Below are 14,824 nucleotides of genomic sequence, written 5' to 3'. Positions count from 1 at the left end.
ACCGAGGCGTTAGCGATCTGGAACATCCACTACAACTACCATCGACCACACACTGCTGCCGGAGATCAGCCACCCGCGACCCGGCTCCACACCGGCGTCACCAATGTCACGGCCTCATACAGCTAGCGTCTCGGCGGCTCCGGGGAGGGGGCGGCTCGCGCTGGGGCCTGGTGGCGCTGAGTCACCGCAGAGCCGGCGCGGCGAGGGCCGGAGTGCGGCCACAGCCCTGCTGCCCATGGATGAGCGAGAGCGCCAAGCCACACTGATCCAAGGCGCTGTGAGTGCCCCGGTGGCCCCGACTGCGCCAGGGCCCGGCTCGCGCTGGGCCTTGGCGGCGCTGGGGCACCGCAGGGCAGGTGCGGCGCGGGCCGGAATGCGGCGCAGCCCCACCGCCCATGGATGAGCGAGATCACGCGTCCGGAACGGTCGAAGGCTCACCGGCCCCGACAACAGCGCGGGCCGGCTCGCCCCAGGCCCCAGCGGGACTGAGCCACCGCAGGGCAGGCACGGCGCCCGCGGCCGCAATGCGACCGCAGCCCAACCGCCTACGGACGAGGGAGAGCACCAAACGGCACGGAACGGTCGAATGCTCGGCAGCCCCGAGAGCAGCGCGGGCGCCGCTCGCCCCGGCCCCGGCGGTGCCGCCGCCACCCCCGGCGGGACGACGGCGGATCAGGTGAAGTCAGGGCGGCGACGTCAGGGCAGCGACTTCGAGCAGCGCACCATGCCCTGCGGCGTGGACACGGATCGCTCGCTGACGACGACGCCGTCCACGATGATCCGGCACGTCAGGGTGCCGCCGCCGGCGTTCTGCGCCGTCAGGCTGACGTACTGCTCCGCCCCCTGCGCCCCGGTCCGCTGCAGCGACACCGACCACGGCGTGTCCGTCTCCAGGACCTGCGCGATGCCCGACCCCTGCGCCACGTACGTCACGTTCAGCGCGCCCGCGCCACCGGCCAGCTCGTACGTCACGGCGTAGGACACCTGCGGCACCGGCGCGACCGGCGCCACCACCGGCGCACTGGCCCCGCTCAGCGAACCCACCGACGGGTCGGCGGACCGGTGCCCGGCGACGAGCAGCGAGGTGAGGCCGACCGTCAGGACCACTCCGAGCGCGGCGAACACCGCCATCGAACTGGCCAGCGGCCGCCGCGGTCCCGGGCCTGGGCCCGCGGTGGGAACAACACCCATGGCGTCGTCTTCTCTCGGCTCACCGCGCTTCCACCGAGCGCGTCAACCATTCCTCGCAAGCCGAGCGTCAATCGTTACCTTCCGGGAACCTGACCATCCGCTTTTCACCCGCTTGGGGTAGCGCGAACCGCTGACCTGCGGCTTCTACTCGCTCGTATCGTCCACACCGCCGGTTTCGACCGCCACGATCCCGGGCTGCTCGGCCAGTGTGGCGAGCAGGTCGTCGACGCGCCGCGGCCCGAGCAGGCGCATCCGCAGGTCGATCACCCGGCCGGTGTCGCGGCGGGCGGACAGCGCCTGCTCCACCGAATAGCCCGCGCGGGTCGCCAGCTCGAGGATCCGTCGCAGGACCCCCTCGCCGTCGCGGTAGGCCAGCCGCACCGTCGTCGTCGCCGGGCTCCGCCGCGTCAGCAGCCGCACCAGCGGCGGGTAGCCGTAGACCACCACGAAGTGCGCCGCCGTGACGACCAGCGCGAGCAGCGGCAGCCCGGCCGCGCAGGCGCATCCGACCGCGACGCTCATCCACACCACCGCGGCGGTGGTCAGGCCGCGCACCACGTCGCGGCGCACGAAGATCAGCCCGCCGCCGATGAACCCGATCCCGGACACGATCTGCGCCGCCACCCGCGACGGGTCCAGCACGATCCGCCCCGGCGCGAGCACGTCGGTGAACCCGTACTTGCTCACCAGGAGGAACAGCGCCGCCCCCACCCCGACCAGGGTGTGCGTGCGCAGCCCGGCGCTCTTCTGCTTCAGTTCGCGTTCCAGGCCGATCAGCGAGCACAGCACCAGCGCGAGCACGAGTTCGCCGACCTGCTGCCAGCCCTGGCCCGAGGGTTCGGACAACACCCGGCCAGGCTAGTGCCCGCTCTCCCGCTGACGCTCGGCCAGAAAGTGCGTTATGTCCTTTGTGGAGGGATAGAGTTCACGGTAGCGCGGGTAGAACCGGTCATAGACGTCCACCGCGGCAGGATCCGGGCGCACCGTGCTCGCCACCGGGTTCCAGCGCGCGATGTCCGGTTCCGCGCCGATCGCGACGGCCGCCAGGAACGCGTCGCCGAACGCCGCGCCGATCGTCTCGGCGGGCACCTGCTGGTCGGCGCCGGTCACGTCGCTGACGATCTGCGTCCACAGCCCGCCCTGCGTGCCGCCGCCGACCGCGACCAGGCGCCGCGCCACACCGCCCGAGTCGCGCATCGCCTCCAGGTTGTGCCGCACCCCGTAGGCGATGCCCTCCAGCGCCGCCCGGTAGATCTCGCCGATGCCGTGCGAGGTGGTCAGCCCGGCCAGCACCCCGCGCGCGTCCGGGTCGAACAGCGGCGTGCGTTCCCCCGCGAAGTACGGCAGCATCAGCAGTCCGCGGCTGCCCGGCGACACCTTCGCGGCCTCGTCGACGAGCGTGGCGAAGTCGCCGCCGACGAGACGGCGCAGCCAGTCGGTGATCGCGCCGGAGGTGGCCATCCCGGCGGCGAGCGAGTACGTGCCGGGGAACGCTCCGCACGTGGTCCACAGGCCGGTGTGCGGGCGCGGGTCGGCGAGCACCTGGATCAGGAACATCGTGGTGCCGTACATGACCATGGTGTCGCCGGGCTCGCTCACGCCGACGCTGGCGGCCTCGGCCCACGCGTCGACCGTGCCCGCGGTGACCGGAAGCCCCTGCGGCAGGCCGGTTTCCGCCGCCGCGGCCGCGCTCACGGTGGCGGCCACCTCGGTCGGCCACACCAGCCGCGGCATCTCGACCCCGGGCGCGCACAGGGCCGCCCAGTCCGCGGCCCAGTCCCCGGCGCGCAGGTCGTACATCGGGTCGCACTGGCTGGCCGAGTGGTGGTCCAGGACGTACTCGCCGGTCAGCCGGTGCACCAGGTAGGAACTGCACATCAGGAACAGCCGGGTCCGCCGGAACACCTCCGGCTCGTGCCGCGCGAGCCAGCGCCACTTCGGGCCGACCGCCTGCGACGACAACGCCGTCCCGGCGCGTTCCACAATGGACTCCGCGCCGAGTTCCGCGGTCAGCTCCTCGATCTCCCGCGAGGCGCGGGTGTCCACGCCGTACAGGATGGCCGGCCGCAGCGGCGCTCCGCCGGAGTCGGCGGGCAGCAGCACCGGGCCGATACCGCTCACCGCCAGCGCGGCGAGCTTCCGGTCGCCCGCGGCGGCGACCAGCTCACGGGTCAGCGCGAGGAAGTCCTGCCACCACACCGTTTCCGCGTCGTGCTCGACCCAGCCGGGGTGCGGGTGGGAGGTCTCGTGCGCCCGGGACGCGCGGGCGACGATCTCCCCGTCGCGGGTGACCAGGACGCCCTTCGAGCTGGACGTCCCGATGTCGATGCCGAGCAGCAGGTCAGCCACGGGACCACTCGTGCACTTCGACGCCGAGCAGGCCGGCCGCGGCGCGCAGCTCGGCGCGGTGGTCGCCGGGGATCGCGTGGATGTGGTTGGCCCCGAACTCGGACAGGAACGTCTCGGCGGGCGCGTCCAGCCGGGCCCAGGCGTGCGGCCACTCGGGGGTGGACTGGCGCATCAGCGCGTCGTTGGTCTCGTCGTCGTAGTTCTCGAACTCGCCCAGCATCAGCTGCAGACGGTACTCCCCCGCCCGCCGGGTGAGCCGCCCCAGTGTCATCTGCCCGGGCGCGGCGATGTGCTGCACGGACGCCCCGCCTGCCGGGAAGAAGAAGACCTCCGGGTAGAAGTGGACCTTGCGCAGGTTCTCCGCCGGGTCGTCGCTGCGCGCGGCGTACCAGGTGGCGTGCTGGCCGGAATTGCACAGGTCCCAGATGTCGCGATCGGCGTGGTAGTGGCGCACGTCGGCGAACAGCACCGGGTCGCCGGAGATCTCGTGCATGAGCTGCATGGTCAGCGCGCCGTCCATGTCCGCCTCGGTGGCGGTGACGTGCACCGGCTTGGGGCCGTTCCAATCGTAGGGGTCGTTGAGGAAGGCCTCGGTGACGTCCATCGTGGCGAAGTGCTCGGTCAGCTCGGGCTGGCCCTTGATACCGGAGAAGTCCAGCTTGCGCTCGTCGATGATGTCCCGGATCGCCAGGTACGACCGGATCTGCCGCTCCAGCAGCTCGGGCGTGAGCTTCCGCCCGTCGTAGTGGACGCCGCCCGCGTGCTCCTCGATCCACCGGCGCGCCTTGGCCGCCTCGCCCACGTCGGCCTTCTCCGCGCGCAGCACCAGCTCGTACTGGTCGATCTCCTCGACGTCGACGCCGAACTGGCGCATCCACTGGTCGGTGTTGGCGACCGCGGTGTTCATGCCCATCGGGCGCCCGCCGAAGCGGCCGAAGGTCGACCCGCGCAGCGACGCGACCGCCGCCGCGGCCCGCGCGTGCGCGCCCACCCGCGCGGCCAGGTCCGCGTCGTCCGGCGCGCCCCACAGCCGGGTGTGGGCGCGGCCGATCTGGTCCAGCGCCCCGCCCGCGGCGAGCATGCCGACCAGGCCCGGTTCGGTGGGATCGGTGCTCGCGACCAGGATCAGCGGGCTGCGGGTGGCGTCCGCGGCGAGCATCGTGAAGTGCGGGAAGCTCCACACCGCGTAGTAGAAGATCGTGACGTCCACCCCGTCGGCGGCGACCTCGCGCGCCACCGACGTGGCCAGCGTGTTGGTGGCGACCAGGTCACTGCCCGCGACCACCTCGTGCCCGGCCGAGGCGAGCGACCGCACGAGCGCGTCCTGTTTGGACTGGAGGAACCGGGCGTTGCGCGCGTGCACATGGTCACGCCCGTCGGAAATGCTGATCACACCGATGCGGGCCACGCTGCCTCCTAGGGCGGGTAATCGATTACTCAAGACGCTATTCTGGAGCCCGGACGGTGTCAATACCACCACGGGTCCACCGCGTGAGCGGCACGGGAGACGGGAGGTCGCGGTGGCGACCATCAGCGATGTGGCGCGGCGCGCCGGGGTGTCCACGGCCACCGTGTCGCGGGCGCTGAACGGCGTGTCCACAGTGGATCCGGCGCTGGTCGTCCGGGTGCGCGCGGCCGCCGAGGAGCTGGGCTACCAGCCCAACGGGCTCGCCCGGAACCTGCGCCGCCAGGAGACCGCGGTCCTCGCGCTCATCATCTCCGATGTGGAGAACCCGTTCTTCACCGCGATCGCGCGGGGCGTCGAGGACGTGGCGCAGACGGCCGGTTACTCCGTGGTGCTGTGCAACTCCGACGAGAGCGCCGAGAAGGAGCGCCGCTACATCGACGTGGCGCTGCAGGAGCGGGTGGCCGGGGTGGTCATCTCGCCGACCGACGAGTGGGCCGGGGTGGAGATGCTGCTGGGGCGCGGCACGCCGGTGGTCGCGGTGGACCGGCCGCTGCGGGCGGGAACCGGCGACCAGGTGCTGGTCGACAGCCGAGCGGCGGCGCGGGCGGCGACCGAGCACCTGCTGGCGGCGGGTTACCGGCGGATCGGGTGCGTGACCGGGCCGAAGGGGGTGCGCACGGCGGACGACCGGCTCGCCGGGTACCGGGACGCGCTGGGGCGGCGCAGGCGGCGCGAGCGGCGGGCGGAGTACCGGGCGGCCGGCGGCGAGGCGGCGACGCGGGAACTGCTGGCCGCCGCGGAGCCGCCGGACGCGTTGCTGGTCGCCAACAGCGCGATGGCGATCGGCGTGCTGGAGACGCTGCGGGCGGAGGGCCTGCGGCTGGGGCGGGACGTCGGGGTGGTGGCCTTCGACGACGTCCCGTGGGCGACGCTCATCGACCCGCCGCTGACGGTGGTGGCGCAGCCGGCGTACGAGATCGGGGCGGAGGCCGCGAGGCTGCTGCTGGCCCGCATCGCCGACGGCTCGCTCCCCCCGACCGCGACGACGCTGGAGGCGCGGCTCATCGAGCGGGGCAGCAGCCACCGCGGGTGAGGGCGGTTCTTTCCGGGGGAGTCTTGGCGGGGCAACGCGGCGCCGGATCGGCCATCCCGGCGCCGCGAGCCGTAGCCGCCGCCCCACCCCGAGCCGGGCGGCGACCCGCGCTTCAGGAACCGCCGTTCAACTCCGCGTACGTGGCGGCCGCGTTCTCCTTCGTCACCAGCTTGGTCGGCAGGGTCTGCGTCTTCGGCACCTGACCGCAGTCCACCAGGATGGTCTTCGCCGCCGCGATCGCCTCCTTGCCGCCCGTCGGGTAGAGGAACGTCGCCGACAGACGGCCCGCCTCGACCGCCTTCAGGCCGCCCGATTCGATCGGCAGGCCGTCGATCCCGGTGATCGGCAGGTCGGGCCGTCCGGCGTTCGCGGCGGCGATCCGCGCGCCCTCGCCCATCGGGTCGTTGTGCGAGTAGATCGCCTGGATGTCGGGATTGGCCTTGAGGATCGCGTCGGCCTGCTGCTGGCCCTTGTCCCGCAGCCAGTCGCCGTCCTGCGCGGCCACGATCTCGATCCGCGAACCCTGGATGCCCTGCACGAACCCGTCGTGCCGCTCCCGCGCCGGGGTCGACCCGGCCAGCCCGCGCAGCTCGCCGATCTTGCCGCCACCGGGCAGCAGCACGTTCTTGAAGTACTCGCCGGCCTGCCGTCCGATGTCGACGTTGTCCGCGCCGATGAACGACGTGTAGGCGTCCCCGTCGACCTTGCGGTCCAGCACCAGCACCGGAATCCCCTTGTCGTAGGCGCGTTTCACCGGCGCAGTGAGCGGCGTCGCCTCGTTGGGGCTGATGATGAGCAGGTCGATCTGCTGGGTGAGGAAGTTGTCGACCTGCTCGACCTGCTTGGAGTTGTCCTGCGCGGCGTCGGCGAAGTTGACGGTGAACTGCGGCACCGACGCGGCCGCCGCGCGGATGTCGTCGTCCATCCGCTGCCGGTACGGTTCGGCGACGTTCGCCTGGCTCATCCCGATCGTGTACTGCCCGTCGGCGCCGCACCGCTCCGGCGCGCCCTGCGCACCGGTGCCGCTGCCGGAGTTCTCGTTCGTGGTGCCGCACGCCGCGAGCAGCAGGCACGCGCCCACCGCCGCCAGGCCACGGGACTTCCGCATGATTCTTCCCCTCTCGTCAGGAAACCGATGCCGGGCGCAGCCGTTGCAGCCCCGCGGCGAGCACGATGACCAGGCCGATCACGAGCAGCTGGACGTTGGAGTCCACGTTGTTCAGGCCCAGGATGTTGCGCAGCACGCCCACCAGCAGCGCGCCGGCCACCGTGCCGACCACCGAACCGCGCCCGCCCATCAGGCTGGTGCCGCCGATGACCACGGCGGCGATCGCGTCCAGTTCGTACATCGCGCCGTCGTTGGGGCCGCCGAAGTTGAGCTGCCCGGCGTGCACGATCCCGGCCAGCGCGGCCAGCAGCCCGCACAGGCCGAACACGACGATCTTGACCCGCTTGACCGGCACCCCGGACAGGCGCGCGGCCTTCTCGTTCCCGCCGATGGCGTAGACGTGCCGGGAGAACGCGCTGACCCGCAGCAGCACCACCGCCAGCGCGGCGACCACCAGGAAGATCAGCGCGGGGATCGGCACCAGCCCGTTGAACGTGCGCTCCCCCAGCAGCGAGAACGTCTCGGGCGCCTGGCCCGGCCCGTCGCCGTAGGTGATCGACACGCCCTGCCCGCCGGACCAGATCCGCGCCAGCCCGCGCGCGATCTGCATGCCGGCCAGGGTCACGATGAACGCCTGGATGCCGAACGAGGTGATCGCGAACCCCTGCAGCAGGCCGAACCCGAGCCCGATCGCGAGCACCGTGAGCACCGCGGGCACCAGGCCGAGGTCGTTCTCGGTGAGCAGCACCGCCGAGCCGACGCTGGCCAGGCCGAGCACCGACCCGACGGACAGGTCGATGCCGCCGATGAGGATCACCAGCGTCATCCCGACGGCGAGGATCCCGATCTCCGACATCGAACGCACGACGTTGAACAGGTTGCCCGAGTCCAGGAACACCAGCTCGCCGTTCTTGCTCGGCGAGTACACCACCGCCGCGATGAACACCAGCACCAGGCCGAACAGGCTCTGGAACCGGAACAGCGTCGCCAGCAGGCCGCCGCCGGGGTGGGCCAGGTCCGGCAGCGCCTCCACCTTGGTCATGACGTCCCTTCCGCCACCAGGTCCTCGACGGCCCCCTCGCCCATCGAGAACGCCAGCAGCTCCGCTTCTCCCGCGCTCGCCGTGTCCAGTTCCCGCACGGCACGCCCGTCCCGCAGCACGACCACGCGGTGGCAGACGCCGATCAGCTCGGCCGGTTCCGACGACGCGAGCAGGACCCCCACGCCCCTGCTCGCCGCCTCGCCGAGCAGCCGGTAGATCTCGGCCTTCGCCCCGACGTCCACCCCGCGCGTCGGCTCGTCCAGCAGCAGCAGCGCCGGATCGGTGAGCAGGCCGCGCCCCAGCACGACCTTCTGCTGGTTGCCGCCGGACAGCGACCCCACCGGATCGCGCAGCGAGGAGAGTTTGACGCCGAGGCGGTCGACCATCTCCTTCGCCGCGCCGCGTTCCCGCCGACGGGGCACCACACCCGCCCGCGCGATGCGGTCCACAATGGACAGCACCGTGTTGGCGAGCACGGAGTGCTCCAGCGCCAGCCCGGCGATGCGCCGGTCCTCCGGCACGAACGCGATCCCCAGCCGCAGGGCGGCGCGCGGGCCGCGCGGGCGGATCTCCTCGCCGCGCAACAGAATCCGCCCGGACCAGCGTCCCCCGACGCCGTAGATGGTCTCGAGCAGCTCCGTGCGGCCGGCGCCGAGCAGCCCGGCCACGCCGACGATCTCGCCGCGCCCCACGGTCAGGCTGATCCCGGCCGGATCGCGCCGCCCGGGCCGGCGCGACGTCACGACCAGGTCTTCGACGCGCAGCAGCTCCTCCCCCGCCGCCGCGCCGTCACCGGTGCGGAACATCGATTCGACCGGCCTGCCGACCATCGCCTCGGACGCCTGCTGCGCGGTCATCGCCCGCGCGTCGAACTCCGCCACGACTTCGCCGTTGCGCAGCACGGTCGCCCGGTCGGCCACGCGGCCGATCTCGTCCATCCGGTGCGAGATGTAGACGACGCCGGCGCCGCCGCGGCGCAGTTCGGCGATGACGGCGAACAACCGGTCGATTTCCGGTGCGGACAACGCGGACGTCGGCTCGTCCATCACGATGATCCGCGCGTCCAGCGACAACGCCTTGGCGATCGTGACGAGCTGCTGCTCCCCGGTGCGCAGCTGCTCCACCGGGCGGCGCGGGTCGAGGGCGATGCCGATCCGGTCCAGCAGCCGCGCGGTTTCGCGCACCATCCGGCGGCGGTCGATCGTGCCCAGGCGGGTGCGCGGCTCGCGGCCCAGGAACACGTTCTCGGCGACCGGCAGGGCCGGGACGAGGTCGAGTTCCTGGTGGATCATCGCCACCCCGGCGCGCTGCGCGTCGGCGGGCCGGGCGAACTTCACGGGCACGCCGTCGATGCGGATTTCCCCGCGATAGCCGCCGACCTCACCGGAGAGAACCTTCATCAGAGTCGACTTGCCCGCGCCGTTTTCCCCGAGCAACGCGTGCACTTCCCCGGCACGGACAGTGAAATCGACGTCACGCACCGCGTGGACCCCGCCGTAGGACTTGCTCACCCCGGCCAGCTCGACCAGGGGCGACCGCGGGTCCGCGTCCATCTGGCCCCCTCGCCACGCTGCGAGAAATCGATTACTTGGCCGAACCTAGAGTGACCTGCGGCACATGTCAAGAGTGGACCGGAATGTGTCCTCTGCGGACAGTTTCCCCCAGGGCGCACGAACCCGCACGCCGACGGCTATGCTGATGCCCATGACGGTCGCGCTGGAGAACGTCCTCGCCAAGGCGGGCCTCCGCATCGACGCCGCGGACTTCCTCACGCTGGTCGAGGACGCCGCGCGCCGCCTCGCCCCGCCGAACCCGGACCCGTCGTCCTTCTTCTCGGCAGGGCAGCGGGCCGCGCTCGCCGAGGCCGGGCTCGATCTGTCGCCCCGGCGTGACGACGAGCCGGACAGCCGCGCGCCGTCGGTCGCCGCGCACGCGGTGCTGGCCGAATCCGCCCTCACGGTCGCCGAGGCCGCGCGGCTGCTGGGCGTCGATCCGAGCCGGATCCGGCACAAGCTGGGCGAGCGCCGCCTGACCGGCTGGAAGGACCAGGGCGGCTGGCGGTTGCCTGCGTGGCAGTTCAGCGAACGGGGCGCCCTGCCCGGGCTCGAGGTCGTGCTGGCCGCCGTGCCGGACGACCAGCCCGCGCTGGTCGTGGCCGCGTTCATGAACACCGCGCAGGCCGACCTGGAGATCGGCGGACGCCCCGTCACCCCCCGGCAGTGGCTGCTGGCCGGGGGCGACCCGGCGCCGGTCGCCGCGCTCGCCGCCACCCTCGGCACCCCGTTCTGAGGTCGCATCACCTCTCATGGCACGTCTGCCACTCCCGCCGTCGCGGGCCGAACTCCTCGCTGCCCTGCGCCCGGAAACCGACATCGTGCGCGTGCCGCCGGCGCAGCGGCTGGTCCGGATCTTCAGCGCCGGCGGCAACCACCCGCAGCGGTGGAACACGTTCCGCTACACCGGGCCGCTGCCGCACGGCCGGTTCGACCCGCAGCCGCCCGGCCGGGACGGGGGCGCGGTCACCGATCCGGGGCAGGGGGTGCTGTACTTCGGGCTGACCGTGCGGACCAGCGTGGCCGAGGTGTTCCAGACGACGTCGCTGGTCGACCGCAAGACGCGCGTGCCGCGGCTGGTCGTGGTGCGCCCGACGCGGCCGCTGAGGCTGCTCGACCTGACCGGCCTGTGGCCGACGCGGGTCGGGGCGTCGCAGGAGATCTCGAGCGGGCCGAAGAAGATCACGCAGGCCTGGGCGCGGGCGATCCGCGCGGCGTTCCCCGAGCTGGACGGGCTGTGGTACCGCTCGTCGATGGACGGCGGGCACCCCGCGCTGTGCCTGTGGGACCCCGCGGTCGCCGAGGCGCTGCCGCTGGCGCCGGACGTGCTGCTGCCGCTGGACCACCCCGGGCTGGACGTGCCGCTGGGCCGGGTCTGCGAGGAGCTGAACTACGTGCTGCTGAACTGAAGGGCACGGGAGTAGCGGATTTCCGGGGTCGGCGCGCCGCCGATGTGGGCGTCCTTGGTCACCTCGTCGCAGGCCCAGCCGGTGCGCTCGTAGAACCGGCGGGCACCGGGGTTGTCCCGGAACACCCAGACCACGGCGTGGCGGAACCCCTCCGCGGCCAGATGCGCCAGGCCCGCCTGCTGCACGGCGGAACCCGCACCGGAGCCGTGGAACTCCGGTGCGGCGTACAACGACGCCAACTCGCCGGTGAGCATGCCGGGCACCGGGTCCCGGTCGTCACGCGCCGGGACCACCGTCGCGTAGGCGGCGATGGTCCCGCTCTCGGTCACCGCGACCCAGGTGGCTCCAGGGCCGGGGAGGCCGAGCCGGGCGCGGAAGCGCTCGACCCGGTCCTCGGCCCGCAAGCCGTCCAGGTGCGCGTCGGGGACGATCCCGCGGTAGGCGGAGCGCCAGCACTCGAGTTGATCCGGGCCAGCGTCTCCGCCTCGGTGACCGGCGCCCGCCACGTCGCCCATCGCCTCGTCACAGGTGGCGCGACCACCACTCCAGGATCGCGTCGAAGCGTTGCACCCGGTGGCGCGGCTTGCCCGAGCGGCTCAGCTCGTGGCCCTCGCCCGGGAAGAGCAGCATCTCCACCTCCGTGCCGGTCCGCTTGAGCTCCACGAACAGCCGCTGCGCCTGTTCGACCGGGCAGCGCCAGTCGTGCTCGGAGTGCACCACCGCGAACGGGATGCGGATCTGCGACGCGTACGTGAGCGGGCTCCGCTCGCGCTGCACCACCGGGTCCGCGCCGACGTACGCCTCCGTGAAGAACCAGCCGATGTCCGAGCTGCCGGTGAACGAGTCCCACGCGTTGACGGCCCGCTCGCTCCACGCGGCGCGGAACCGCGAGCCGTGGTGGGCCGCCAGCCACGTCGTCATGAACCCGCCGTACGAGCCGCCCATCACGCCGACCCGCGAGGAGTCCAGGTCGTCCCGCGCCAGGGCCGCGTCCAGCAGCGCCAGCACGTCGTCGACGTCCACCGTGCCCAGGCCGTGCACGATCGCCTGCCCGTGGCTCTCGCCGTAGCCGGCCGACCCGCGCGGGTTGCCCATCACCACGGCGTACCCGGCCGACGCGTACACCTGCGCCTCGTCGAACAGGCCCCAGTCGTAGGCGGCGAACGGGCCGCCGTGCACCACGAGCAGCACCGGGTGCGGGCCCTCGCCCTCGGGCCGCACCAGCCAGCCGTGCACCGGGTACCCGTCGGGCGCGGTGGTGGTCAGCTCCTCGACCGGGCGGAGCCCCGACTCCCGCACCGGCTTCGAGAAGTCCGTGAGCACCCGCTCGGACCGCCCGTCCAGCAGCACGACCTCACCGGAGCTGTCCGGCCGCGCCACGACCGCCGCGATCCGCTCCTCGTGCACCGCGAACGACCGCACCGCGCTCCGCCCACCCAGCAGCCGGCCAGGGCCGTCCAGCGGCGCCCGGTCGGCGTCGCGGGGCACCGCCCGCAGCTCGACGGCGCCGCGGTTGAGCACGGTCACCAGGATTTGGTCGCGGAACGGCGCCGGCGGCACGTCGGTCGTGCAGCACACCGATTCCGCGTCGGTCAGGCGCCGCGGCTTGGCCGGCTCACCGTCGGCGGGCAGCTCCGCCGACCACAGGCCGACGTTGCGCGCCACGACGTGCGGCCAGGTGAACTCCGGGCCGTAGAAGCACACGGTGCCGTCGGGGAACACGGCGGGCTTGGCGGCGCTGCCCGCGGTCCGCACCGCCAGCACCGGCTCGCCGCCGCCGGCTGGCACCAGATAGAGGTCGCTCTCCTCGGTGTCGGCGCCGCCCCACTCGCGGGGCGCGACGACCAGCAGGGCCGAGCCGTCCGGCAGCCACGCGGGGTCGGACACGTCGGCCCGGTCGTCGGTCAGCGGCTCCGGCTCCCCCGGATCGGTGGTGTCGGTGGTGTCGATGACGAACAGCCGCCGCGGCCGGTCCCGCAGGAAGCCGACGTCGTCGAGCCGGTAGTCGTACCGGGTGATCCGGCGCGGCGCCTCCGCGTCCGGTTCGAGGACCTCACCGTCCTCGTCCGGCGCGCCGTAGCGGCCCGCTTCGGGCAGGCGCGCGGTGAAGGCGATGCGGCGGGAGTCCGGCGCCCACACCGGGACGCCGCCGCCGGGCGGCAGCTCGGTGAGGCGCCGGGCGTCACCGCCGTCGGCGGGCATCACGTGCAGCTGCGGCTTGCCGCCGTTCGCGCGCAGGAAGGCCACCCAGCGGCCGTCCGGGGAGATCGCGGGATCGGTGTCCCGCTCGCCGTGGGTCCACTGCCGGGCCGCCCCGCCGTCCGGGGCGGCCCGCCACAGCGAACCGCGATAGGTGTTGCCGCCGAGGTCGGGGGTGGTGACCGCGGTCAGCAGCAGGGTGCCGTGCAGCGCGGGAGTGCCGGGCACGGCGAGGAGTTCGAGATCCGAGGGACGCATGCCCCCGAACCTACCGGATTTCGTTAGCCTCGCTAAGAGCCTGCGACGCGGACTTCTTCTCGTCCTTCTTGGCCTTGGCCAGGCTGAGCAGCGTGGTGACGGTCAGGACGGCCACGATCACACCCAGCGAAACCCAGTTGTTGATGTCCAGCCAGTCCGGCACCGCGTGGTACTCGTGCAGCGCGTGCAGGATCAGCTTGGCGCCGATGAAGCCGAGGATGACCGCCAGCCCGTAGGACAGGTAGACCAGCTTGTTCACCAGGCCGCCGAGCAGGAAGTACAGCTGCCGCAGGCCCATCAGCGCGAACGCGTTGGCGGTGAACACCAGGAAGGCCTCCTGGGTGATGCCGAAGATCGCCGGGATCGAGTCGACCGCGAACAGCAGGTCGGCGCTGCCGATGGCCACGATCACCACGAACATCGGGGTGAGCCAGCGCTTGCCGTCGCGCTTGATGCTCATCTTGTGCCCGTGGAAGTCCTCGGTGACCGGGTAGACCTTGCGCACCCACCGCACCACCGCGTTCTCGTGGTACTCCTCGTCGTGGTCGTTGCCGCGCACCATGCTGATGGCTGTCCACACCAGGACCGCGCCGAACAGGAAGAACACCCACACGAACTGGGCGATGAGCGCGGCGCCGACGGCGATGAACACGCTGCGCATGGCGAGCGCGAGCAGGATGCCGATCAGCAGCACGCGGTGCTGGTGGATCGCCGGCACCTTGAACGAGGCCATGATGACCATGAAGATGAACAGGTTGTCCACCGAGAGCGAGTACTCGGTGATGTACCCGGTGAAGAACTCGACGCCGTAGTCGTGGCCGGCGAGGACCCAGACGCCGATGCCGAACAGCACGGCGCAGCTGACGTAGAAGACGACCCACTTGGCCGCTTCCTTGGTGGTGACTTCATGTGGCTTCCGGTCGACGATCACCAGGTCGATCGCGATCAGCACGAGCAGGCCTGCGACCGTGGCGATCCACAGCCACACGGGGACATTCATCTACGCATTACCTCCGGTTAGCGCGCAGCAGCAGCTAGCCGGAGGTCTCTTCCGCCGGTGGATCCGGCCGGCGGTGCCGGGTGCCCCGAAGGACCACCGTGCTGACGACACCGCCGCGAAGGAATACTCCCCTCCACGTCGTATCCATCTTTCCTGATCAACGGGACGAACACCACCTTAGGTAACCCTCATCACCCGGCTCCCTTGATCACGA

13 protein-coding genes and 1 pseudogene are annotated in these 14,824 nt (G+C 72.4%); 4 read left to right on the top strand and 10 right to left on the bottom strand.

Annotation, left to right across the window (positions count from 1 at the left end):
- Nucleotides 1-126: pseudogene (locus tag D0D28_RS29665) on the top strand (IS481 family transposase); the annotation flags it as partial.
- 570 nt (nucleotides 127-696) lie between these two features.
- On the opposite strand, the gene D0D28_RS29660 reads toward D0D28_RS29665, so the two are convergent.
- The 4 genes from D0D28_RS29660 to D0D28_RS29645 all read right to left on the bottom strand — a co-directional run bounded on the left by D0D28_RS29660 (nucleotide 697) and on the right by D0D28_RS29645 (nucleotide 4,948).
- Entirely contained in the window at nucleotides 697-1,191 is a 495-nt protein-coding gene (locus tag D0D28_RS29660; RefSeq protein ID WP_240323408.1) for an MmpS family transport accessory protein, read from the bottom strand.
- A 144-nt stretch (nucleotides 1,192-1,335) separates the two neighbouring features.
- Entirely contained in the window at nucleotides 1,336-2,040 is a 705-nt protein-coding gene (locus tag D0D28_RS29655; protein ID WP_094006024.1) for an MgtC/SapB family protein, read from the bottom strand.
- Between the two features lie 9 nt (nucleotides 2,041-2,049).
- Complete coding sequence (locus D0D28_RS29650) at nucleotides 2,050-3,540, bottom strand: FGGY-family carbohydrate kinase (protein ID WP_116114279.1); 1,491 nt, start codon at nucleotides 3,538-3,540, stop codon at nucleotides 2,050-2,052.
- Nucleotides 3,533-4,948, bottom strand: coding sequence for an L-fucose/L-arabinose isomerase family protein (locus tag D0D28_RS29645; RefSeq protein ID WP_116114278.1), 1,416 nt, complete (start codon nucleotides 4,946-4,948; stop codon nucleotides 3,533-3,535). Before D0D28_RS29645 ends, D0D28_RS29650 begins: the two co-directional genes overlap by 8 nt.
- A gap of 112 nt (nucleotides 4,949-5,060) precedes the next feature.
- On the opposite strand from D0D28_RS29645, the gene D0D28_RS29640 reads away from it, so the two are divergent.
- Nucleotides 5,061-6,041, top strand: coding sequence for a LacI family DNA-binding transcriptional regulator (locus D0D28_RS29640; RefSeq protein WP_094006021.1), 981 nt, complete (start codon nucleotides 5,061-5,063; stop codon nucleotides 6,039-6,041).
- 112 nt (nucleotides 6,042-6,153) lie between these two features.
- Here the strand turns inward: D0D28_RS29640 and D0D28_RS29635 are convergent, their stop codons facing one another.
- The 3 genes from D0D28_RS29635 to D0D28_RS29625 are packed head-to-tail and all read right to left on the bottom strand — an operon-like array spanning nucleotide 6,154 to nucleotide 9,744.
- Nucleotides 6,154-7,149, bottom strand: coding sequence for a substrate-binding domain-containing protein (locus D0D28_RS29635; protein WP_116114276.1), 996 nt, complete (start codon nucleotides 7,147-7,149; stop codon nucleotides 6,154-6,156).
- A gap of 16 nt (nucleotides 7,150-7,165) precedes the next feature.
- Nucleotides 7,166-8,191, bottom strand: a complete 1,026-nt coding sequence (locus D0D28_RS29630; protein ID WP_116114274.1) for an ABC transporter permease — start codon at nucleotides 8,189-8,191, stop codon at nucleotides 7,166-7,168.
- Entirely contained in the window at nucleotides 8,188-9,744 is a 1,557-nt protein-coding gene (locus D0D28_RS29625; protein ID WP_116114272.1) for a sugar ABC transporter ATP-binding protein, read from the bottom strand. The genes D0D28_RS29630 and D0D28_RS29625 overlap by 4 nt, the downstream gene beginning before the upstream one ends.
- 151 nt (nucleotides 9,745-9,895) lie before the next feature.
- Here D0D28_RS29625 and D0D28_RS29620 point away from each other — a divergent pair, with 151 nt between their 5' ends.
- A complete protein-coding gene (locus D0D28_RS29620; protein ID WP_094006033.1) occupies nucleotides 9,896-10,480 on the top strand; it encodes a helix-turn-helix domain-containing protein in 585 nt (194 codons plus the stop codon).
- A gap of 16 nt (nucleotides 10,481-10,496) precedes the next feature.
- The gene (locus D0D28_RS29615; protein WP_116114270.1) at nucleotides 10,497-11,153 is read left to right on the top strand and encodes an RES family NAD+ phosphorylase; all 657 of its coding nucleotides are present in this window, start codon (nucleotides 10,497-10,499) and stop codon (nucleotides 11,151-11,153) included.
- Here the strand turns inward: D0D28_RS29615 and D0D28_RS29610 are convergent.
- Genes D0D28_RS29610 through D0D28_RS29600 form a run of 3 tightly spaced genes read right to left on the bottom strand, consistent with a single transcriptional unit; the run spans nucleotide 11,135 to nucleotide 14,610 of the window.
- Entirely contained in the window at nucleotides 11,135-11,668 is a 534-nt protein-coding gene (locus tag D0D28_RS29610) for a GNAT family N-acetyltransferase (RefSeq protein WP_116114268.1), read from the bottom strand. The genes D0D28_RS29615 and D0D28_RS29610 overlap by 19 nt on opposite strands.
- Nucleotides 11,669-11,675: 7 nt before the next feature.
- Entirely contained in the window at nucleotides 11,676-13,610 is a 1,935-nt protein-coding gene (locus D0D28_RS29605) for a S9 family peptidase (RefSeq protein WP_116114266.1), read from the bottom strand.
- A 10-nt stretch (nucleotides 13,611-13,620) separates the two neighbouring features.
- Entirely contained in the window at nucleotides 13,621-14,610 is a 990-nt protein-coding gene (locus tag D0D28_RS29600; protein ID WP_094006015.1) for a TerC family protein, read from the bottom strand.
- Nucleotides 14,611-14,824 lie beyond the last annotated feature (214 nt).

The organism is Amycolatopsis ruanii (assembly GCF_003385175.1).
Taxonomy (GTDB): domain Bacteria; phylum Actinomycetota; class Actinomycetes; order Mycobacteriales; family Pseudonocardiaceae; genus Amycolatopsis_E; species Amycolatopsis_E thermalba.
Note: the sequence above shows the minus strand (reverse complement) of the source record. Positions and strands in the feature narration are given on the sequence as shown.

Coding starts and splice junctions, on each gene's coding strand:
- D0D28_RS29660 (WP_240323408.1), bottom strand. CDS start 1,191: ATGGGTGTTGTTCCCACCGCGGGCCCAGGCCCGGGACCGCGGCGGCCG.
- D0D28_RS29635 (WP_116114276.1), bottom strand. CDS start 7,149: ATGCGGAAGTCCCGTGGCCTGGCGGCGGTGGGCGCGTGCCTGCTGCTC.
- D0D28_RS29630 (WP_116114274.1), bottom strand. CDS start 8,191: ATGACCAAGGTGGAGGCGCTGCCGGACCTGGCCCACCCCGGCGGCGGC.
- D0D28_RS29625 (WP_116114272.1), bottom strand. CDS start 9,744: ATGGACGCGGACCCGCGGTCGCCCCTGGTCGAGCTGGCCGGGGTGAGC.
- D0D28_RS29620 (WP_094006033.1), top strand. CDS start 9,896: ATGACGGTCGCGCTGGAGAACGTCCTCGCCAAGGCGGGCCTCCGCATC.
- D0D28_RS29615 (WP_116114270.1), top strand. CDS start 10,497: ATGGCACGTCTGCCACTCCCGCCGTCGCGGGCCGAACTCCTCGCTGCC.
- D0D28_RS29610 (WP_116114268.1), bottom strand. CDS start 11,668: ATGGGCGACGTGGCGGGCGCCGGTCACCGAGGCGGAGACGCTGGCCCG.
- D0D28_RS29605 (WP_116114266.1), bottom strand. CDS start 13,610: ATGCGTCCCTCGGATCTCGAACTCCTCGCCGTGCCCGGCACTCCCGCG.
- D0D28_RS29600 (WP_094006015.1), bottom strand. CDS start 14,610: ATGAATGTCCCCGTGTGGCTGTGGATCGCCACGGTCGCAGGCCTGCTC.